This is a genomic window from Sphingobacterium athyrii, from assembly GCF_003071065.1.
In the GTDB taxonomy this organism is placed as follows: domain Bacteria; phylum Bacteroidota; class Bacteroidia; order Sphingobacteriales; family Sphingobacteriaceae; genus Sphingobacterium; species Sphingobacterium athyrii.
The window spans coordinates 113,119-135,023 of sequence record NZ_QCXX01000011.1 but is presented as its reverse complement, the minus strand read 5'-3'; the positions used below and the strand labels follow the sequence as shown (position 1 = coordinate 135,023).

Genomic DNA, 21,905 nt, shown 5'->3' with positions numbered 1-21,905 from the left:
AAGCCCGATAGCATGCAAAAAGCCTTTCATTTCTGAAAGGCTTTTTCTGCGGAGAGTGAGGGATTCGAACCCCCGAACCTGTGACAGTTAACGGTTTTCAAGACCGCCGCATTCGACCACTCTGCCAACTCTCCGCGACAAAAGTAGAAATTCTGAACAGATTTACAAAACTTATTTTGCATTTTTCTCTGTTTAATGTGCTGTATGAATGGTTTGTTCTGGGGATATAATTGTATATCAGGTTTTTATTTCAATGTCTTATTTAGATCATCAAAACTTTTTCATACGAATCAGGCCTTTTCAGCCGGATATCAACGATTAAAAAAATAGTGGAAGAAATTCCTGTTGGGATTTATGATTCTGATAAAGAATGTGACTCATTTTTTGACCTCCGGTCGGCCCTTTTTTCCGAAGCCCGATAGCATGCAAAAAGCCTTTCATTTCTGAAAGGCTTTTTCTGCGGAGAGTGAGGGATTCGAACCCCCGAACCTGTGACAGTTAACGGTTTTCAAGACCGCCGCATTCGACCACTCTGCCAACTCTCCGCGACAAAAGTAGAAATTCTGTATAGATTTGCAAAACTTATTTTTGTAATGATGTCTTATGGTTTGAAAATGAGCTAGATTATTTTCAAAACGCTACGCCAGAATAATCTCGTGGCAGTGTTTTTTAATATTAGCCGCGATTTTGTCAATCGGTAGGTCGTCCTGGTCTATACCAAAAGGCTCCTCGATGGACTCCCCGATTAATTCCAGTGAAGCGAGTACATATAGGATGAACGGAACGGCAACAACGACAAAGTATCCGATCGAGAAAACGTAGCCTACAGGTAATGTCATCGTATAGAAGATAATGAACTTCTTGATAAATGCACTGTAGGCTAAGGGGATCGGTGTATTTTTAATCCGCTCACATGCGCCACAGACGTTGGTCATAGACACAATCTCCTCGTTGAGTATGATCAATTGGTCTCCGCTGACTATACGCTCCTTATAGAGCTGGTTTATCTTTTGAAAAATCATATTGGAAACCTGATTTGGACCATGCTTTTTGCTATCCAATGATTTAAGCTCAGGATGTTCATTTTCATCCAGCATAAACTTGGTATAGTCAGACCGTAAAAAGTCATATAGGGTCTCAGCAAAAAGCGGGATACTTTTTCGGAAGAAGCTGCGATTGACCTTGTCTTCTTCATCAAGAATCGCGTTAAGCTTATAGGCAAAAGCCCGGCTGACATTGGTTAATGTACCCCATTGTTTGCGCGCCTCCCACCAACGGTCATAAGCCGAGTTGGTCCTAAAGACCAACAATAAGGAGATAACGAAACCTAAAAGATTATGGACGATAGTGATATTCTTGACCCAGCTCCTTTCGCTCAATTTGAGGTATTCCAATTCGAGGTAAGCAATACCCCAAGAATAGATAGCGATAAAAATAAGAAAGGGAAACAGCTTTTTGAAGGTGTCTGATTTATGCAATTTGAAAGTTGCTGACAGCCAGTCTTTAGGATTGTATACGATCATATACAAAAATATAAATTGTTACGAAAATTTTGCGAGTTAATTGTGATTCCCGTAACTTCATCATCGTATGGCGCAACAGCAAACAAAACGAACAAAAACTGGCAGGAAGCAGCAGCAGTCTCGAGAGACCAGATGGATCTGGGTGATGGCAGGGATGCTTATGTTTCTCTTATGTCTTGTTGCATGGCACTATAAAGCTGGAATCATGTATTACTTCCGCGTGGCGACATCAAAAAATAAAGCGTTAACGAAGGATGCTAAATATGATATCCGTAATATCGAAATCATGAGTAAGCATGATGATAAAGTGTTTGGTATTGATGTTTCGACTTATCAGGAAGATATAGATTGGCAGAAAGTGAATACGATCAACGATCAATTTCCAATAGATTTCGTATTTATCCGTGCGACAATGGGGGAGAAGGGGATAGACGATAAATTTAGCCGGAATTGGTCCAAAATACAAAATCGTGCAATCCTAAGGGGAGCATATCATTACTTTCGACCAAATGAAAATTCGGTAAAGCAAGCCAAAAATTTCATCCGTAAGGTAAAGCTTCATCCGGGGGACCTTCCGCCAGTACTGGATATCGAGGAACATCCGAAGCGACAGTCCATGGATAGCCTTAAAGTAGGTTTGAAACGTTGGCTCGAAGAGGTGGAAGTGCATTATAAAGTCAAGCCCATCCTGTATTCCGGAGATAAATTCTATAGTGATTTTTTAGAGAAAGAATTCGCGAACTATACCCTATGGATCGCGAACTATAATTTTTGGATCGAAAACCCAAAAGAGCATTGGGCATTTTGGCAATTTTCGGAAAAAGGAACAGTAACCGGTATCCGTGGAAATGTCGATCTGAATATTTACAACGGAAAAATAACGGAATTGGAAAAATTGCTTATTCCCTTTAAATAGTAAATAAGATGAACAAAGTTTTAATAACCACGATTATATGGGGTATCTTGACATGCAGTAGTGTCCTGCCCGCTCAAACAAAATCACATCTGGGACAGGAAGTGCCCCAATCTACTGTAACAGGCTTACCCGTACTTTCCCTGAAGCAATTTAAAAAATTACGCGCTCAGGGTGATGTGGTTGTATTGGACACGCGATCTGCTGATGAGTTCTTAAAAGGATTTATTCCGGGAGCGATCACCATTGGTTTTAAAGGTCCTTTTGATACCTTTTTGGCAGAAGTCATTCCGAATAGAAATCAGAAGCTTTTGCTTGTGATTGAGCAGGAGGATCATACGGCAGTGGGGGAACGTCTGGTGCAATTGGGGTATACTGCGGCGATTGGTGTATTGGACGGTGGCATGGAGCGCTGGAAAGAGCGAGAAACGGTAGATTCGGTTGTTAACCTAACAGCACAGAAATTTGGAGAAAGATCAGATCCAGGTCATATTGTTGACGTACGGACGGAGAAAGAATTTGATAAAGGACATATTGACAATGCAATGAACATTCCGTTGTCGGATTTCGCTAATTTTGGTAACACGCTGAAAAAAGATGGCACACAGTTGTATGTGCATTGTCAGTCAGGCTATCGCAGTGCGGTCGCCGTGTCTATCTTGCGTGCAAAGGGATTTAAAAATGTGTGCAATATTCAGGGTGGATATAAGGCATTGAAAGATGAAATAAAGGAGAATTAATAATGGCAACTTTTGACCAGATTATTCAATCAAATTCGCTGGTTTTAGTGGATTTTTTTGCGACATGGTGCGGTCCATGCCAGACGATGGCGCCGGTATTACAGGATGTGAAGGAATTTTATCAGGAAGATCTTTCCATCATAAAGATTGATGTGGATAAAAATCCGAAAATCGCTTCCATTTATAAAGTAAGTGGTGTGCCTACATTTATCTTATTTAAAAATGGTCAACAAGTGTGGCGCCAAAGCGGGATGATCCCAAAAATGGAATTGCATAAGCTGATAGACCAAGCGAAGTAAATCGGTGGGCTAAAAAAATAAGGCGTTCAATCAAATTGAACGCCTTATTTTTTTTAAATGATTCTCTGGTTTTAATAGGTAGTGTTATATCGCACTAAATATTAAAATTCATCATCATCATCGAAGTCATCCAATCCTTCAATTTCAGGGATTTCGAAATCATCGTTATCGAAATCATCTTCATCGTCATCAGGTCCATTGAAAGATGCGAATTTTACTTCTTCAAGATCTTCGGTAGCTAATATTGCCGTGTTCATAAAATAATACTTTATTGTTTCTTATTCAATGTTGTAAAATTAGAGAAGAAAACTATTTTTTAAAACTTTTTTTAAAAAAAATATTGGTATTTATTTTTCTGTTAATCAGTATGTTGGATTGTTTTTTGAAAATAAAAATTTATTTTATTTTATTTACTCATTTGTTTCGCCAATTGCGTTGTCTTCTGTGACGATATCTTTTAGCTGCGGAAGATCGCGAACGCCATTGATTCCGAAATGATCCATAAACTGTTGGCTGGTCGCATACAACAATGGTTTACCAATTGTATCGGCTTTTCCGGCTATTTTGATCAGTTTCTTTTCTAAAAGTCTCTGGATAGAATAGTCGCAGCTGACCCCTCTGATCTGTTCGATCTCAAGCTTTGTAATCGGCTGTCTGTAGGCGATGATGGCAAGTGTTTCAAGTGCCGACTGACTGAGCTTACGTTTGTTGTTGTGATTTTGCAATTGCTGTATTGCCTCATGATAAACTGCTTTGGTCAAAAACTGATAAGCATTATTGATATACCGTAATTCCAGCACATGCTCTTCATCTCTATATTTATCTTCGATCTTTTTAATCAATTCACGCAGTTCCTCTCTGGATACTTCAATGGCAAGCGCCTCCTGCAAGATCTGTTTGATATCCGCAAGATCTATTCCTTCCGCAGAAGCAAAAATAATTGCTTCAATATTTCTGATAACGTCTTTCAATGTCGGGTATTAATAGTTAATGACTTGCTCGACCATGTGAGCAGGTAGTTCTCTAAAATCATATTTTTGTGTTCTCAGCTGTGGGGCAAAGCCTGCTTCCAAAATCGCTTCCTGTATAGATTTAGAAGTGAATCGATGGGGAGCACCGGCTGCCGAAACAACATTTTCTTCAATCATGATGGATCCAAAATCGTTGGCTCCGGCATGCAGGCACAACTGCGCTGTACGTTTTCCAACTGTAAGCCAAGATGCTTGAATATTTTTAATATTGGGCAGCATAATTCTGCTCAAGGCAATCATACGGATATACTCTTCTCCCGTCACATCATTAGTAATGCCGCGTAGTCTTTTCAGTAACGTACCGTCATCTTGGAAAGGCCATGGAATAAAAGCAATAAAGCCATACGAATCCTGCGGTTTTTCATCTTGTACTTCTCTGATCCAGACCAAATGCTCGAATCGTTCTTCGATGGTTTCGATATGGCCAAACATCATTGTGGCAGAAGTAGGCAAATTGATCTTATGCGCGGCACGCATCACATCAAGCCATTCTTTGCCACCACATTTTCCTTTTGATATCAAACGCCGGACACGGTCATTGAGGATTTCTGCTCCGGCTCCGGGCAACGAATCTAACCCCGCCTCTTTCAGCTGCGTCAATACGTCGATATGACTCATATGCTCTAACTTGGAAATATGTGCGATTTCGGGCGGACCGAGTGAATGTAGTTTTAAGTTAGGGTAAAGCTCCTTTAATTGCCTATATAAATTTTTGTAAAATTCAATACCCAAATCAGGATGGTGACCGCCTTGTAACAGGAGTTGATCTCCGCCATATTTAAAGGTCTCTTCAATCTTCTGTTTGTAGCTCTCAATATCGGTGATGTAACTGTCTTCGTGGCCCGGACGACGGAAGAAATTGCAAAATTTGCAATTTGCAACACAGACGTTGGTCGTATTGACATTCCTGTCGATCTGCCAGGTTACCTTGCCGTGTGGTACTTGTATCTTACGCAATTCATTGGCTACGAAAGTCAAATCAGCTGTCGGTGCATTTTGATATAAAAAAACACCTTCTTCCTTGGAAAGGAACTCAAATCGGAGCGCCCGTTCTAATAAACTACTTACATTCATCAGAACAAATATAAGTACCTTTTAGCGTATTTAAATGTATTTGGCGAATATTTGACATTCAGGCTTGATATAAGGAGAAACCTGATCAAAGAAAACCCATGAGTCGTCTTTTGTAACAAAAGTATAGCGGTAAGACTTAGTGTATTAATTACAATAACTTGATTTATAGTGGTTTGTAATTTAATTAAGATTTTTCTTTTTTTTTACATTTATTATTCTTTACATTTATTTAACAGATTTTAACATTTCTACGAATAACCAAACTAAAGGAAAAAATGATAACCAAAGGGCTCGCTGCCTGAAACAATGCATATTGTTTCCGCTAGAGCAGAATGACCAATAACTTAACAACCAACATCAAATTAAAAACAAACAGAGAAATAAACATAAATTTTTTTAAACCACCTATTTATAAAATTATGATGAAAAAAACGGACCAAAAACGCTGTTTTGATCTCATATTGGGCCAAAAGTTCAATAAGAGTTTTCTGCTTATGAGTTCTCTTCTCATTGCAGGAGGAATGACCGCTCAAGTGTCAGCCAATGGAGTAGTTGCCCATGGCAGAATTGAAGTCGTTTCGTTAACGAAATCCAAAGAGTTACAAGAAATACCCATTAAAGGTGTGGTGAAGGACGCCACTACCGGCCAGGCCATCACGGGTGTCTCCGTTAAGATCAAGGGAACCAGCAAAGGTACATCAACAGATGCGGACGGCGCATTTACGATCCAGGGGAAGGTAGGTGATGTATTGGTTGTGAGCTACATCGGTTACACAAGCTCCGAAGTTACGGTCACAGGAAAGGCTGATTTGACGATTTCCTTAAACTCTTCAGAAGATGCATTGGAAGAGGTCGTCGTGACAGGATATTCAACGCAACGCAAGAAGGATCTGACGGGGTCTGTTGCTGTAGTCAATACGGACCAATTGAAAACTACACCGGCAGCAAGTGCGGTGGAGTCCCTGCAAGGTCGCGCGACGGGTGTTCAAGTTGTCACAGATGGTGCACCAGGTTCGACACCACAGATTAAAATCCGGGGCTATAGTACCATTAATAATAACGAACCGCTATATGTTATTGATGGGGTGCCATTTGAAGGTAAATTGAGCTGGCTAAATCAGAATGATATTGAAACAATGCAGGTGCTGAAAGATGCATCGGCAGCTTCTATTTATGGTTCACGTGCAAATAACGGTGTTGTTATCATTACAACCAAATCTGGGAAATCTGGGAAACCACAAATTAATTTTGACGCTTATTATGGCGTACAGGTACCTAATAGTGGCCGCTTCCCCAAAATGTTAAGTCCACAGCAGATTTATGATTTGAATGGTAATAAAGATCCGCTGCCCGAATATTTGCTTGCAGGTGCTGTGTCTGGCAATAAGGTGACGCCTGCTGATGCGGATATGTCCAAATATAATTATGCGGACAACAAAGAAGAATTTTATCAAATTACAAAAGCGAATCAAGCAGGAACGGATTGGTTTAAAGAATTAAGCCAGAATGCGCCGACACAGTCTTATCAATTAAATGCTGTGGGCGGAGGTGAAAATGCTTCGTATGCCGTTTCGGGAGGATATCTTGGCCAAAAAGGAACGGTTATTCATACTGGTTTTGAACGGTTTAATGTTCGTTCAAATACAAATTTTTCAGCTTTTAATAAAAAACTGCGCTTTGGCGAAAATATGCAATATAGCATGACCAAGGGGCATGGTATAGGTGTGAATACAAATACGGCCGGCGATTATATCGGTGAGGGCAGTGCGATTGGATTCGCCTACCGGATCAAAAATATTATCCCGGTATATGATGAAGGTGGTAATTTTGCAGGTTCCAGAGGTGGTTGGGGAAATGGAGAAAACCCTGTAGCGATCGCTTACCGCGCTAAGGATAATATGAACAAAAGCAATTTTTTCTTCGGTAATGCTTTTGGAGAGTATGACATATTAAAGGGATTAACATTTAGAACAAGCTTCGGTATCAAATATGAAAATTATTACAATTTAAGTTATACCTATCCAAATCTGGAGTTTACAGAGGGTAGCGCAAACAGTGCATCGTCAGAGACCTCAGGTTATAATACGGAATGGACCTGGACAAATACATTGAACTATAAGGCTAACTTTAACGATGCCCATAGCTTAAATGTGTTATTGGGAACGGAGGCTATTGATAATACTTATCGCCAGGTTCAAGGAAATGGCAATGGATACTTTATCACAAATAGTACGGACTTCTTTTATGTGAGCCAGGCTTCCAAGAATTCGGCTTCAAGTGAAGGGGCCTTGGGATCATTGTTTTCCATTTTTGGAAAGGTAGATTATTCTTATAAAGATCGCTACATCTTAAGTGGAACAGTCAGAAGGGACGGCTCGTCAAACTTTGGCTCCAAAAACAAATATGGTACTTTTCCTGGCGTAAGTGGTGCGTGGCGGATATCGCAAGAGGAGTTTATGAAAAGTGTAAGCTGGTTAAGTGACCTGAAATTGAGAGCAGGTTACGGTATTACTGGTAATCAACGCATTCCATCTTATCAATATTTAAAACGTTATGCAACTTCTATTAATTCGGCTTCTTATCCGATAAATACTGATCTTGTAAGTGGTCTATGGATCAGTGATTATCAAAATGAGAATGTAAAATGGGAACAGGTTGCTTCGTTAAACTTAGGACTGGACTTCTCGATTTTGGGAGGTAAAGTTGACGGTGCTTTTGACTGGTATAATAAGAAAACTTCAGACATGTTGTTTGCTTTGCCACTGCCGGCAACAGCTGTTGGCCGGGCAGCTTCACCTTATGTAAATATTGGTGATATGCAAAATAAAGGGGTGGAGTTCTCGTTGAATTATCACCATAAACAAACTGATCCGAACAAAATCAACTTTGATATTGGAGCAAACATCTCACGAAACAAAAATACAATTGTTGGTTTGGCACCCGGTATCAACGATGTGGTATACGGTGCTTTCCGAAGCATGGAAACCTCGATTTTGAGAACAGGGCAACCTTTTGGCGCGTTCTATGGATTCAAAGTAGCGGGGATTTATCAAAACGAAGCTGAGTTGAAGCAATATCCTTCCTATGAAAAAGCCCGTGTTGGAGGTTTTAGATTTGAAGATGTGAATGGCGATGGGATCATTGATGCAAAAGATAATACAGTTATCGGAAGCCCGCATCCAGATTTCACGTATTCACTTAACGTCAATGCCAATTATAAAAACTTCGACATGATGATGTATTTCTATGGCTCGAAAGGAAACAAGAACTATGAAGCAACACGTTATTTTACGGATTTCGGGGTGTTTGATGGTCAAAAGAGCGTACGTGTATTGGATGCATGGAGTCCAAGCAATACATCAAGTTTAATTCCATCGCAAACAAAAGAAGAGGTGTCAGCCAATGAATATGCATCTTCTAGCTATTTCATACAGGACGCCAGCTTTTTTAAGATGAAAAACTTACAGATTGGATATAATTTCTCTACTGATAAACTCTTTGGGACAAATACAAGCGTGAAAAAATTAAGGGCTTATGTCGGAGTAACAAATCTATTTACCATCACAAAATACGAAGGTCTTGATCCAGAGGTGTCGGCAACACCGTCAGATTATCCAGCATTGGGGGTTGATTTTGGGGTATATCCGCAATCTAGGCAATATATGTTGGGTGTAAGTTTAGGTTTTTAACGAAATTATAAAGCAATTAAAATGAAAAAGAGAACTATTCTATTATACAGTCTGTTGGGACTGACAACTTTTGGCATGTTTGGATGCAGTAAAGGGTTTTTGGAAAAAAATCCCCAAGGCGAATTGATCGAAGAGCAAATTGAGGGAAAAAAAGGAGTAGAAGCCACTCTGATCGGTGCTTATGGAATTATGAACGGTAATATAAATGGTACCTGGGGGAACTATGGCTCAGCGCCAAGCCAATGGATCTTCGGCGAAATAACTTCCGACAATGCACACAAGGGGTCGGTAATTACTGATCAGCCGAATATGAACATGATCGAATCTTTTACTACCATTTCCTCCAACGACAACTTGAGTACGATGTGGCAGGTGTATTATGAAGGTATACTTCGGGCAAACACGACCCTCCGCTTATTGAAGCAAGATCAAGATGGTGGCAAAACAGTTAAAGCGGAACGTGCAAAAGAAATTGAAGGCGAAGCGAAAATGTTAAGGGCGCACTATTACTTCTTTTTGTGGCGTGTATTTAAAAATATTCCTTATATAGATGAAAATACAAGCATTGATGATGCAAAGCTTGTTAAAAATGACAAGGATGTACAACCGATGATTGAAAGCGATCTAAAAATTGCTATTGCAAATCTACCAGATAAGAAGATCAATGATGAGGGGGGGCGCATGGATCAGCGTATTGCAAAAGCCTATTTAGGAAAACTATATCTCTATCAGAAAAAATATGCTGAAGCATTGGTTTTATTTAAGGAGGTTATTGGAGGTAGGGATATTACGGCAATGCCTTTCCAAGATAATTACGATGTGAATAAGGAAAATGGCCCTGAAGCGCTTTTAGTTGCCAAGCATGCCATAAATCCTGATGGAGGTGGCGATAATGCCAATGTGGGCGATATGTTGAGCGGATTGAATGGAACGAATCCTGTTGGTTGTTGTGGTTTTTACCAACCGTCCATAGATCTTGTTAACGCTTATAAGGTGGACGCAAATGGACTTCCAATGTTAGATGATTCATACCGTGATAACCCTTATACATCCGATATCTTGCTGACTGATACAGCTGCCATCAAAAAATATCAATTAAATCTGAATTTACGATTTGATCCGCGTCTTGATTATACGGTTGGCCGACGTGGTGTCAACTTCCTGGATTATGGCGAATTCCCTGGTGATGCCTGGTTACGTCCAGAAGAAGGTCGTCGCCCACACGGAGGTCCATTTACGGGTATAAAGACAATGATTCCAAAGAGTCAACATGCTGCGCATACTCAGGCCGGAGCAGCTTATGTAACCGATTTAGATGTGAATATCATGCGTTTGGCGGACGTAATTCTCATGGCTGCGGAATGTGAAGTTGAACTGGGGAATCTGCCGAATGCTTTAAAATATGTCAATTCAATTCGTCTGCGCGCCGCAAAATTACCAGCGAAATTGACAGAAAAGGGAGCGCCAGCTGCGAAGTATGAGGTAAAACCTTACCAGGCGTTCACAAGTCCAGATCAGGCGCGCAAAGCGGTTCGTTTTGAAAGACGCTTGGAACTTGCCATGGAAGGCCATCGTTTCTTTGATTTGGTACGTTGGGGCATAGCGAAAGACGTTATCGCAAACTATGCGAAGTTTGAAGGCGGTATTCTCCCGGTCTTTAAGAGCAAAGCATATGCGGATAAAAATGCTTATTTCCCAATTCCACAGGAGGAAATCAATAAAAGTAACGGTAGCCTCACACAAAACCCAGGCTATTAATAGTTGGTTAAATAATGCAAAAGGAGGAATTAATTCCTCCTTTTGCCGTTTTTAGCAATTTGTATCTGAATTTTGGCAATAGGAGAAAAGGAGTTGCTGCTCTTTTTTGTATGTTTGAACCAATGAAAAATTTCCTGCGTACGATATTACTGCTTTGGCTTGTCCTATTTTCTACCCGCATAGTAAAGTCACAAGATTTTGAAGACGTCTACCGGATGCTTCAGGAATCCAAAATATTGAATGACCATTTTTATGGATTTTCACTATATGATTTAACGGCAAATAAGTTTGTCATGGATGTCAATGGCAATAAACATTTTACACCAGCTTCGAATACTAAAATGTACACGACTTATGCCGCACTGGAACTTTTGGGAGATTCCATACCCGGGTTGGAGTACGTCGAACGCGGGGATTCTTTATTGATCTGGGGTACTGGGGATCCAACTTTTTTGCATAATCGGCTGGATACACGGGTGGTCTATAATTTTTTGAAAAAAACGAATAAGACCATCTACGTGGTGCCCGGGACAATGAAAAATAAGTTCTATGCCCATGGTTGGGCTATGGAAGATTTTGAGGCATACTATCAGCCTGAAATAAGTACCTTCCCGATCTATGGAAATGTGGTTACTTTTCGTCAAAAGGGATACAACCATTTAAACACTTCCCCGATGGTTTTTCAAAAGGATCTGGATTTTTTACCGGAACCTAAATCGGGTGACTTTGAACTTTCACGCTCGTTTCGGAGCAATACTTTCTGGATGTCAAAACGCCCTGTTCCGAATGATTACGTTAATGAGGTGCCTTTTATCTATTCCGATAGTTTATTTGTGAAATTACTGTCGGATACATTGGGGAGGGAAGTAAATCTCATAGCTTATAAAAAGCCGAATGATACAAAAATAGTGTACTCTGGAGAGACCAGAAATCTTATCCGGGAAATGATGCTGCCTAGTGATAATTTTATTGCTGAGCAATTTTTGATCATGTGCTCGTGGAAACAATTTGGCCAGTTCGATACCTATCTGGTTCGGGATTGGATGAAAAATAAGGTCTACACCTTTTTTTCGGATGAAGTCGCGATTTTCGATGGGTCGGGATTATCTTCGTATAACAAAGTCACGCCACAGAATAATATTGATCTTCTGGTTCTTTTGAAGAATAAGATACCTGATGAGCAGCTGCGTTTTCGAATGTTTCCCGCAGGTGGAGTGGATGGTACATTGAAACGAACCTACAGTAAAGACCAAGGCGTACCTTTTGTATTCGCAAAAACCGGAACAATCACGTCAGTGTATAATCAAAGTGGTTATCTGATCACAAGATCTGGGCGCCGGCTTGCTTTCTCTTTTATGAATAATAATTATATTGATGATCGAGCAGCTGCAATTCGAAAAGAAATGGCTAAAATAATTACTTATATTCGTCAAACTTATTAAGCCAATTTAAATGGAAGCAATTGCAAAAAACAATAAAAAACTGATTCGTTCCTGGGCGATGTTTGATTGGGCCAATTCCGCTTACAACCTTGTTATTACCTCCACTATTTTTCCGGTATACTATACCGCAATAACGACGACAAAAGAGCATGGGGATGTGGTTAATTTCTTTGGTTTCGAGATTGTCAATACAGCGCTTTCCAATTTTTCACTGGCTGCAGCTTACTTGCTGATGTCATTTTCTTTGCCTTTTATATCATCCTATGCTGATGCGAAGGGTTTAAAGAAACAGATCATGAAACTCTTTACCTATGTTGGTGCAATCGCATGTATGTGTCTGTTTTTCTTTAAGCTCGAAACGTTGGAGATTGGTATTGTCTGTTTTGCTTTGGCTGCAATGGGCTATATTGGCGGTGTGTTGTTCAATAATTCATACCTGCCCCTGTTAGCGACGGTAGATCAGCAGGACCGTGTGAGCGCACAGGGCTTTGCTTTTGGCTATATCGGTTGTGTAACTTTACAGATTCTTTGTTTTATCGTGGTCTTGAAGCCGGAATGGTTTGGAATTACCGATCCATCGCTGCCAGCCCGGATATCTTTTCTGATGGTTGGGTTGTGGTGGTTGGGATTCTCCATGATCCCATTTAAGCATTTACCTAAAATTGAACCCACGGGCAATAATTTAGGGAAAAGTTTTGTACAGAATGTGCGGGACGAATTTAACCACGTGATCCATGAAATCAAAGGCATCCCTGAGATTAAACAGTTTTTGCCCGCTTTTTTCTTTTATGCGATCGGCGTGCAGACACTGATGATTGTCGCCTCATCATTTGGTGAAAAAATTCTTCATCTTGGTGCCGAACGACTCATTGCAACCATTCTTTTAATCCAGCTTGTCGCAATTTTAGGAGCTTTTTTGATGTCCTATTTATCGAAGCTTTTTGGAAATATTAAGGTGTTGATCGTCGTTGTGATGATTTGGATCTCAATTTGTATTGCCGCATTTTATCTGTCCACTCCGATGCAATTTTATATTATTGCCGCATTGGTCGGTCTGGTCATGGGGGGAATACAGTCCTTGTCGAGATCAACATACTCTAAACTGATCCCAACGGATATCAAGGACACGACGGCCTTTTTCTCTTTTTATGATGTTACAGAAAAAGTGGCAATCGTCATCGGTCTGTTCTCCTTTGGCCTGATTGAACAGATCACACACAATATTCGTTATTCTGCACTGGTACTTTCTTTATTTTTTGTAATTGGATTGTTACTTTTGGTACGGATATTAATATCCAATAAATCTTAATTTTATTGATTGAATTAAATATGAAGGTAGAACTTTTTGTTCCTTGTTTTATAGATCAGCTTTATCCGGAGACCGCTTTTAATACGATTCGTTTATTGGAAAAAGTAGGTTGTGAAGTGCTTTATAACCCCGATCAGACCTGTTGTGGACAGCCTGCCTATAATGCTGGTTTTTGGGATGATGCAAAGCAGGTAGGAAAGAAGTTTCTAGAAGATTTTTCGGGCGATCATGTCATTATTTCTCCTTCGGCTTCCTGTACCGGTATGGTCAGAAATAGTTATAGCGACCTGTTCGCGAATTCGGCCGATTCTCACCAATGCCATAAAATACAACAGCAGGTCATGGAGATTTCCGATTTTTTGGTCAATGTGCTGAAAAAGGATTATTTCGGAGCTGAGTTGGAGGGTGTTGGGGTATATCATGACTCTTGTTCGGCCCTGCGTGAATGCAAGATCAAGGATGAACCCCGGAAGTTGCTGAGCAAGGTGCTGGGATTGGAAATGCTGGAGGTAAAGGACAGTGAAACCTGTTGTGGTTTTGGTGGAAGTTTTGCCGTTAAGTTTGAAGGCATATCGGCCGCCATGGCAGAACAAAAAGTCAGAAATGCCATGGCATTGAATGCTGACTATATTATTTCGACGGATTCGTCCTGCTTGTTGCAGCTGCAAGCTTATATTGATAAACATAAATTACCTATCCAGACCATGCACCTTGTGGATGTACTGACCACTGGCTGGGGAAATATATAAATAACACACTTTAAATCTAAACACATGAATTCTAGAAGAGATTTTCTTAAAAACCTTGCATTAGCCTCTGCCGGTATAGCATTGGCTCCATCGCTGGAGAGTTTTGCCGCAGCAAAGAAAGATTGGTTTGACATTTCCTTAGCAGAATGGTCATTGCATAAAACATTGTTTAAGGGTGATTTGAACAATTTGGACTTTCCGGTCGTAGCGGCTAAAAAATATGGTATTTATGGTGTAGAGTATGTCAATCAGTTCTTTAAAGACAAGGCTAATGACAACAATTATCTGACTGAACTCAACATGCGCGCAAAAGATAATGGTGTAAGAAATGTCTTGATTATGATTGATGGTGAGGGAAATCTAGGTGATGAAGATGAAACCAAAAGAAAGCAGGCTGTACAAAATCACTATAAATGGATTTCTGCAGCGAACTTTTTGGGCTGTCATGCCATCCGTGTAAATGCTGCCGGCAAGGGAACTCCCGATGAGGTTAGCAAGCGTGTGGTGGAGAGCCTGACAACCTTGTCTGATATCGGAAAAAAAGCAGGTATTAGTATCATCGTGGAAAATCACGGCGGTATTTCTTCACATGGCGACTGGTTGGCCAAAACTTTAAAAGCTGTAGGAAGCAAATATTGTGGAAGCTTACCTGATTTTGGTAATTTCTATGAATACGACCGTTATCAGGGTGTAACTGACTTGATGCCTTATGCGCATGGGGTCAGTGCCAAAACACATGATTTTGATGCTAATGGTAATGAAACCCAGATCGACTATGAACGCATGTTAAAGATTGTGAAAAAAGCAAAATTCAAAGGATATGTGGGCATTGAATATGAAGGAAGTAAATTAAGTGAAGAAGAAGGAATCTTCGCAACTAAGAAATTATTGGAGCGCTTGCGTCCATTGATCTAATATAAAAACATAAAGTTCTTTTCATGCATTTGAAAAGAACTTTGCTTTTAAAAAGAGTCTTTTCCTTGAACGGATAGACCCTTTTAAATTAAATCTAGATTTTTGTCCATATTTAACTTGTAAACTGATTCGGTTGCCGGATGTGTTGTAACAGCCCTCTTAACTTAACATAGCGTAATTTGGCTGGCTAAAAATGGATAAGCTGAAATCGCACTACCTGAAATTGAAAAATAACGATTAGAAAACATGAATTTTGAAAAAGATGCTGTTCTGGAATCTCATTTAAATAAAGTGGGCGCTGAACAAGTGTTGGTGAAAGGACATCCTGCAGGATTATTTGTCTTGTTTTTTACGGAGATGTGGGAACGTTTCAGCTACTATGGCATGCGAGCGCTATTGGTAAACTTTTTGGTTTCCACCATTGCTCAACATGGCTGGGGCTGGACAAATTCGGAAGCAATGAAACTGTATGGTCTATATACAGGGATGGTGTTTTTAACGCCCTTGTTTGGTGGAATTATAGCAGATCGGCTGACTGGCTATAAAAAATCCATTATGGTAGGCGCGATCATCATGACCCTCGGTCATATTTCGATGGCCATGGAGGGATTCAACAAAAATTTCTTTCTCGCGGGATTGGTACTTATCGTTCTGGGAAATGGTCTGTTCAAACCCAATATTTCTTCGATGGTGGGTAAACTTTATCCCGATAGGGGCGGGAAAAAAGATGCCGGATATACGATCTTCTACATGGGGATCAACGGCGGTGCTTTCCTGGGAATGATGCTGTGCGGTTATATTGGAGAGAAAATAGGCTGGCATTATGGTTTTGGACTTGCTGGGATATTTATGTTTCTGGGCATGTTGCAGTTTTACTTTGCACAACGCATTTTTGGAAAAATAGGAGATACGCCAGAAAAAGAAAACACTGTTTCGGAGGAACTGAATCCCGATGATGAACATCCGAAACATATTGTACGTGACCGGTTGCTGGTCATTGCGATTTTCATGTTTTCAAGTATTGTATTCCACTTGGCTTTTGAACAGGCCGGAGGCTCAATGACCATATTCGCCAAAAATTACACCCAGCGTGTATTGAGCGGAGAGGCTGCTACCATTTTTAAATGGGCAGATTTTGCATTAACGATTGTGCCCATTGTTGTGATTACTGCTGTATTGCTTGTCTTGGCGAAAAAGATAATTCGTAAATATCCCTTAATTATTCTTTTCTCCAGCATTTCATTTGTGATTATCTGGTCTTTGTGCCTATGGAAGGTCTATCGCGAATACCATGGTATGAATTCAGAAGTGACAGTTTCTTGGTTCCCCATGCTCAATTCTTTCTTTATTATTACACTGGCCACTTCTTTTAGCAAGATCTGGGAGCGCGTCTGGAACCCGTCGGGGCCAATTAAGTTTGCCATGGGCTTGACCTTGGTGGGGGTTGGATTTGCTGCCCTTTCCATAGGGAGCGCCGAGATTCCAACGGGAGCGAAGACGGCTTCGGTCAGTATGATCTGGTTGGTGTTGGCCTATTTTTTCCATACAGTTGGTGAGCTGTGCATTGGCCCCGTGGGCTTGTCTTATGTAAGTAAATTGTCGCCAAAGAAATTCTTGGGACTGCTATTTGGCTTCTGGTTTTGCGCCAATGCCATCGCTAATTTTATTGGTGGATTTATTGGTTCTTACATTGATAAGATAACCGAATCACATTCCATGTCATTTTTCTTTGCGGTGTTTACCGTGATACCCATGATAGCGGCTGTATTTCTGCTGCTTGGTAATAAAAAAATAAAAAAGATGATGCATGGAATTGACTAATTCATAGAAAAATAGTGTATCTTCATGCGATTTTTATCAAATTAAAAACAAAACCTGAGTTATAAAACAATTATTGAAATTATATGAATCAAGAAAAAGATCAAGTTCTTGTAGCACATCTGGCCAAGCAGGGGATAGATGACAAGATGGTAAATGGGCATCCTGCCGGACTATTTGTGCTATTCTTTACCGAGATGTGGGAGCGTTTTAGCTATTATGGCATGCGTGCGCTGTTGGTTAATTTTCTCATCTCGACCATTGCGCAACATGGATGGCAATGGACGAATGCAGAGGCAATGAAACTATACGGATTGTATACATTTGCTGTTTATCTCACACCGCTTTTTGGCGGAATGATTGCCGACCGATTGACAGGATATAAGAAAGCGATTTTAATAGGCGCTTTGATCATGACCCTGGGGCATGCATCCATGGCGCTGGAAGGCGCTTCGAAGGGTTTCTTTTTTCTTGGTCTTATTTTGATGATCTTAGGCAACGGTATGTTTAAACCAAATATATCATCGATGGTAGGTAAACTATACCCGGATACAAGTCCGAAAAAAGATGCAGGCTATACGATCTTTTACATGGGGATCAATGGTGGTGCATTTCTGGGGATGCTCCTTTGCGGTTATATCGGTGAGAAAATCGGTTGGCATTATGGCTTTGGATTAGCAGGTGTATTTATGTTCTTCGGAATGGTTCAGTTCTACTTTGGTCAGCGTATTTTCGGAATTATAGGCGAGACACCTAAAGTAATTCAAGCGGATCACGACAAAAAAGTGAATGCTCACGAAGAAGAGGAGGAAGAAACACCCGCACATATCGTGCGCGACCGTCTGATCGTCGTTGCTGTTTTAATGATCGCGAGTATCGTATTTTTCCTGGCTTTTGAACAGGCGGGAGGATCCATGACAATATTTGCCAAGGATTATACGCAACGGCTGTTGAGTGGTAGTATGGCTTCAGGTTTTCGCTGGCTGGATGCCGCACTGACGATATTTCCTATCGTGGTGATTACAGGAGTGCTTGTTTCGTTGGCAAAAAAGATTTATTCAAAGTATCCTTTGACGATCATATTTACGGGAATTTCATTTGCCATCATTTGGATTCTATGTATCTGGAAAGTACATCGTGAATTTACAGCAGTGAATACTGAGGTAACAGTATCTTGGTTTCAAATTTTAAATTCCTTCTTTATCATTACACTTGCATCAAGCTTTAGTAAGTTCTGGGAGAAAGTCTGGAACCCATCGGGACCGATTAAATTTGCCTTGGGACTGATCTTGGTCGGTATTGGTTTTGCTGCATTATCTTACGGGAGTCTCTCCATTCCCCAGGGAGCTAAGACAGCTTCTGTAAGTATGATCTGGTTGATATTGGCTTATTTCTTCCATACCAGCGGCGAATTGTGCCTGTCGCCTGTGGGACTTTCTTATGTGAGTAAATTATCTCCGAAAAAGTTTTTGGGACTGCTATTTGGCTTCTGGTTCTGTGCATCTGCCATCGCAAATCTTATCGGTGGGTTTCTAGGTGCATATATTGACAAAATTACGGAGACTCATTCAATGTCTTATTTCTTCGGGATTTTTACGATTGTACCCTGTATTGCTGCATTGATTTTGATCGTGTTGAATCCGATCTTGAAAAAGATGATGCACGGCATTAACTAAGATGTCCGTCATAATATTATAGTAACGACAGAGGGCCGATCATTTATGATCGGCCCTTATGTATTAATGGAATGGATAGATTCCTTGTTACTCCTCAATTTTTAATAATAGCTTATCTATTCGGTTGCCATCCATATCCAATACTTCAAAAATCATATTTTTGAAACGTACGCGTTCGCCTTCTTCTGGTACGTGATCCAACAGCAGGAAAACCAATCCGCCGACTGTAGTGACGTTATTAATGTCATCTTCATCTTCTTCGGAAAGTCCTATTTCAAATTCGTCCAGGAGGTCCTCAATCTGATATTGCCCGTCCACGACATAATCCCCGCTGTCCAGTTGACGGATGGTCGGGCGTACACTGATATCGCTTTCGGTGATGTTGCCAACGAGATCGCCTACGATATCACGCAACGTTATGATACCCTGTAGCGAACCGTATTCGTCAATCACAACAGCCTGGTGTACCCGAGATGTTCGTAACGTATTCATGATGCTGTAGGAAGAGCTGAATTCATTGACAAATTTGATCGGAAGCAGGAGCTCCCGGAGATTAAAAGGCTTATTCTGAAAACATTGCCTAAGCAGGGATTTGACATGGACCACCCCTTTGATATTGTCAAGCCCACCTTCGCAGACGGGATAGATAGAATGGTCATTATCAAGGATAATCTGTCTATTTTCCTCGAAGCTGTCTTCCAGATCCAAAAATACAATGTTTTTACGGTGAGTCATCAGATTGATGGCCTTTTTGTCGCCTAAACTTAGGAGACGATCCACAATATCATGCTCGATACCTTCAATCACGCCACTATCGACCCCCTCATCCACCATTGCTTTGATCTCTTCTTCGGTGACACTGTTTCCCGTACTCTTGATATTAAGGATCTTGACAATAAATTCAGTAGAGGCACTCAATAGCCAGACAAAAGGCTTTACAATCTTGCTGAGCAAATTCATGGGGTAGGCAATGAGCATGGCATATTTTTCAGGAATAGCCATCCCGATACGCTTTGGCACCAGTTCACCAAGAACCAATGAAAAATAGGTAATGATCAGCACCACTAGAATAACCGCCAGCTGTTGACTGTAGGGAGCGAGTAGGCTCGATTTATTAAAAACTTCGATCAGGTACGCAGAGATGCTGCCTCCAGAAAAGAAACCTGTTAAGATACCGATCAAGGTGATCCCAATCTGCACTGTTGAAAGGAAACTATTGGGAGATTCCTTGAGATGCAGTGCAATCTTGGCGGCAGGATTATCCTTGTCGCTCTCCGCCTGTAAACGCGCTTTTCTGCTGGATACGATTGAAATCTCAGAGGCAGACAGGATTCCATTTAAGATGATTAGTACTAAGATTATAATTGCTTCGGTGAGCATAATGTTATCGAAAAATTGTTTGTGAAGGCTAATTTAAGAAAAAGGAAGGCTAAATGGTAGAACTATCGGGATTATATTAAATGGTACAACGAAAGAAGCTGTATCTTTTCGGGATACAGCTTCTTTCGTTTATATTATTTTTTTTGATCTTACATACCGCTATCATCAAGCATAAAGGTATTTTTCTTTGTTCTCCATTTTCCTTTTGTGAAATCTGGGAACGCTAACGTTTTATTTCCTTTTTTGATAGATTCTGTAGAAAGTGGGAATACCGCACTCATGGTCACCGAATCATAAACGTCGATCGGCGTTTGAACTTTTTGTTTCACTGCTTGGATAAACGCGTTGAACACAAACCAGTCCATACCCCCATGACCTGAACCAGTTGCTAATTCTTCATATTTTTTCCAGATCGGGTGGTCATATTTTTTAACCCATTCGTCTGCCGGATCCCAAGTATGCGGTTTGGATTTACCTTCGATATGGATACCTTTAGCGACATCCATCCAGATACCGTCTGTACCCTGTACACGGAAGCCGATAGAATAAGGTCTTGGTAAGTGCGTATCGTGTGTCAATAACATCGTTTCCCCATTTGCACATTGCAACATGGTTTGTGTAATATCTCCGTTTTTATAGTTTAGTTTACTATTTGGATGTCCCGGTGATACTTTATTGACATACGCTGCCAGGCCACGCGCTTTGCTTGAGTAAGATGTAATGTGAGTAAATCTATTGCCTTTGTTGATGTCAACAAATTGCATGATCGGGCCTAAACCGTGTGTCGGGTATAGGTCACCATCTTGGTCTATGTTGAATTGCGTACGCCATTGAGCTTCCGAAATTGCCTTCGTTCCGTACTCAACACCGTGTCCGTAATAATTTTTTCCGTCATTGAAAAGAACTTCACGTAAATCATGTTGATATCCCCCTTCAAGGTGTAACAATTCACCGAATAAGCCCTGTCTGTGCATATTTAAAACAGCAAGTACATCGCGACGGAAAGCAACATTTTCTAATGTCATGTAAGGCTTGCCAGTTTCTTCAGATGCTTTTACGACATCCCAGTGGTCTTGTACGGTTAGACCGGCGATAACCTCACAGCCTACATATAAACCAGCTTTCATGGCATCAATAGCCTGGTCTTTGTGAAACTGCCAAGGTGTTGCGATGATTACGGCATCTAATTTTTCACTGCTCAGCATTTTTTTGTAAGCATCTACTCCTCCTGTATACTCTTTTGGAAGTTTGGTGCCTTTGGCATTGAACTGTTTGCGGCATTGTGCAAGAGATTCTTCTTGTGTATCACATACAGCAACAATTTCTAAATCGTCTCTGTTTAAGGCAATCTGAACATGGTTACGGCCGCGTAGGCCGACTCCGATAAAGCCGATTTTTATTTTCCCATTTGTTTGGGCGAATAAGTCTGTGCTTGAAAGAACGCCTATTCCAGCGGTAGTGATGGCAGTTGATTTAATGAAATTTCTTCTATCCATTGTTTTGAGATATGAGGAGTTTGTATATTAGTTATTCCTTCTTGATAAGAACCATCTATGAGACTGGCTCTTATCAACAAATATATTATTTCA

Annotated in this window: 17 protein-coding genes and 2 tRNA genes; 11 read left to right on the top strand and 8 right to left on the bottom strand. The window is 40.6% G+C overall.

Going from position 1 to position 21,905, the window contains the following annotated elements; translation table 11 throughout:
* Positions 1 to 49: 49 nt before the first annotated feature.
* The 3 genes from DCO56_RS28185 to DCO56_RS28175 all read right to left on the bottom strand — a co-directional run bounded on the left by DCO56_RS28185 (position 50) and on the right by DCO56_RS28175 (position 1,523).
* A tRNA-Ser gene (locus tag DCO56_RS28185) sits at positions 50 to 134 on the bottom strand.
* A gap of 326 nt (positions 135 to 460) precedes the next feature.
* A tRNA-Ser gene (locus DCO56_RS28180) sits at positions 461 to 545 on the bottom strand.
* A gap of 93 nt (positions 546 to 638) precedes the next feature.
* On the bottom strand, positions 639 to 1,523 hold the full coding sequence (locus DCO56_RS28175) for a bestrophin family protein (protein WP_108637001.1): 885 nt from the start codon (positions 1,521 to 1,523) through the stop codon (positions 639 to 641).
* Between the two features lie 67 nt (positions 1,524 to 1,590).
* Between DCO56_RS28175 and DCO56_RS28170 the strand changes: the two genes are divergently transcribed.
* Genes DCO56_RS28170 through trxA form a run of 3 tightly spaced genes read left to right on the top strand, consistent with a single transcriptional unit; the run spans position 1,591 to position 3,475 of the window.
* Positions 1,591 to 2,439 carry a glycoside hydrolase family 25 protein gene (locus DCO56_RS28170; protein ID WP_108637000.1) on the top strand — a complete coding sequence of 283 codons (849 nt, stop codon included), beginning with the start codon at positions 1,591 to 1,593 and terminating at the stop codon, positions 2,437 to 2,439.
* A gap of 8 nt (positions 2,440 to 2,447) precedes the next feature.
* A complete protein-coding gene (locus DCO56_RS28165) occupies positions 2,448 to 3,176 on the top strand; it encodes a rhodanese-like domain-containing protein (protein WP_108636999.1) in 729 nt (242 codons plus the stop codon).
* Between the two features lie 2 nt (positions 3,177 to 3,178).
* The gene (trxA, locus tag DCO56_RS28160) at positions 3,179 to 3,475 is read left to right on the top strand and encodes a thioredoxin (RefSeq protein ID WP_108636998.1); all 297 of its coding nucleotides are present in this window, start codon (positions 3,179 to 3,181) and stop codon (positions 3,473 to 3,475) included.
* A gap of 101 nt (positions 3,476 to 3,576) precedes the next feature.
* On the opposite strand, the gene DCO56_RS29420 is transcribed toward trxA, so the two are convergent.
* The 3 genes from DCO56_RS29420 to mqnC form a co-directional block, all read right to left on the bottom strand.
* Positions 3,577 to 3,732, bottom strand: a complete 156-nt coding sequence (locus DCO56_RS29420) for a hypothetical protein (protein ID WP_165305717.1) — start codon at positions 3,730 to 3,732, stop codon at positions 3,577 to 3,579.
* Between the two features lie 153 nt (positions 3,733 to 3,885).
* On the bottom strand, positions 3,886 to 4,446 hold the full coding sequence (scpB, locus tag DCO56_RS28155; RefSeq protein ID WP_108636997.1) for an SMC-Scp complex subunit ScpB: 561 nt from the start codon (positions 4,444 to 4,446) through the stop codon (positions 3,886 to 3,888).
* 9 nt (positions 4,447 to 4,455) lie between these two features.
* Positions 4,456 to 5,580 carry a cyclic dehypoxanthinyl futalosine synthase gene (mqnC, locus tag DCO56_RS28150; RefSeq protein ID WP_108636996.1) on the bottom strand — a complete coding sequence of 375 codons (1,125 nt, stop codon included), beginning with the start codon at positions 5,578 to 5,580 and terminating at the stop codon, positions 4,456 to 4,458.
* Positions 5,581 to 5,999: 419 nt separating this feature from the next.
* Here mqnC and DCO56_RS28145 point away from each other — a divergent pair, with 419 nt between their 5' ends.
* The 8 genes from DCO56_RS28145 to DCO56_RS28110 all read left to right on the top strand — a co-directional run bounded on the left by DCO56_RS28145 (position 6,000) and on the right by DCO56_RS28110 (position 18,936).
* Positions 6,000 to 9,269 carry a SusC/RagA family TonB-linked outer membrane protein gene (locus DCO56_RS28145; RefSeq protein ID WP_241254931.1) on the top strand — a complete coding sequence of 1,090 codons (3,270 nt, stop codon included), beginning with the start codon at positions 6,000 to 6,002 and terminating at the stop codon, positions 9,267 to 9,269.
* A gap of 21 nt (positions 9,270 to 9,290) precedes the next feature.
* Positions 9,291 to 11,027 carry a RagB/SusD family nutrient uptake outer membrane protein gene (locus tag DCO56_RS28140; protein WP_108636995.1) on the top strand — a complete coding sequence of 579 codons (1,737 nt, stop codon included), beginning with the start codon at positions 9,291 to 9,293 and terminating at the stop codon, positions 11,025 to 11,027.
* Positions 11,028 to 11,149: 122 nt separating this feature from the next.
* Positions 11,150 to 12,469 (top strand): D-alanyl-D-alanine carboxypeptidase, encoded by a 1,320-nt coding sequence (locus DCO56_RS28135; RefSeq protein ID WP_241254932.1) that lies wholly within the window; start codon positions 11,150 to 11,152, stop codon positions 12,467 to 12,469.
* A gap of 10 nt (positions 12,470 to 12,479) precedes the next feature.
* The gene (locus tag DCO56_RS28130) at positions 12,480 to 13,778 is read left to right on the top strand and encodes an MFS transporter (RefSeq protein WP_108636994.1); all 1,299 of its coding nucleotides are present in this window, start codon (positions 12,480 to 12,482) and stop codon (positions 13,776 to 13,778) included.
* Positions 13,779 to 13,798: 20 nt separating this feature from the next.
* A complete protein-coding gene (locus tag DCO56_RS28125) occupies positions 13,799 to 14,527 on the top strand; it encodes a (Fe-S)-binding protein (protein WP_108636993.1) in 729 nt (242 codons plus the stop codon).
* A 24-nt stretch (positions 14,528 to 14,551) separates the two neighbouring features.
* Complete coding sequence (locus DCO56_RS28120) at positions 14,552 to 15,442, top strand: TIM barrel protein (RefSeq protein WP_108636992.1); 891 nt, start codon at positions 14,552 to 14,554, stop codon at positions 15,440 to 15,442.
* Positions 15,443 to 15,688: 246 nt separating this feature from the next.
* Positions 15,689 to 17,263 (top strand): peptide MFS transporter, encoded by a 1,575-nt coding sequence (locus DCO56_RS28115; RefSeq protein WP_108636991.1) that lies wholly within the window; start codon positions 15,689 to 15,691, stop codon positions 17,261 to 17,263.
* Positions 17,264 to 17,346: 83 nt separating this feature from the next.
* The gene (locus DCO56_RS28110) at positions 17,347 to 18,936 is read left to right on the top strand and encodes a peptide MFS transporter (protein ID WP_108636990.1); all 1,590 of its coding nucleotides are present in this window, start codon (positions 17,347 to 17,349) and stop codon (positions 18,934 to 18,936) included.
* 87 nt (positions 18,937 to 19,023) lie between these two features.
* Here DCO56_RS28110 and DCO56_RS28105 read toward each other — a convergent pair whose 3' ends face one another.
* Both DCO56_RS28105 and DCO56_RS28100 read right to left on the bottom strand, forming a co-directional pair.
* Positions 19,024 to 20,316: a hemolysin family protein gene (locus DCO56_RS28105; protein WP_108636989.1), complete on the bottom strand. Its 1,293-nt coding sequence runs from the start codon at positions 20,314 to 20,316 to the stop codon at positions 19,024 to 19,026.
* Between the two features lie 149 nt (positions 20,317 to 20,465).
* Positions 20,466 to 21,812, bottom strand: a complete 1,347-nt coding sequence (locus DCO56_RS28100; protein ID WP_108636988.1) for a Gfo/Idh/MocA family protein — start codon at positions 21,810 to 21,812, stop codon at positions 20,466 to 20,468.
* Positions 21,813 to 21,905 lie beyond the last annotated feature (93 nt).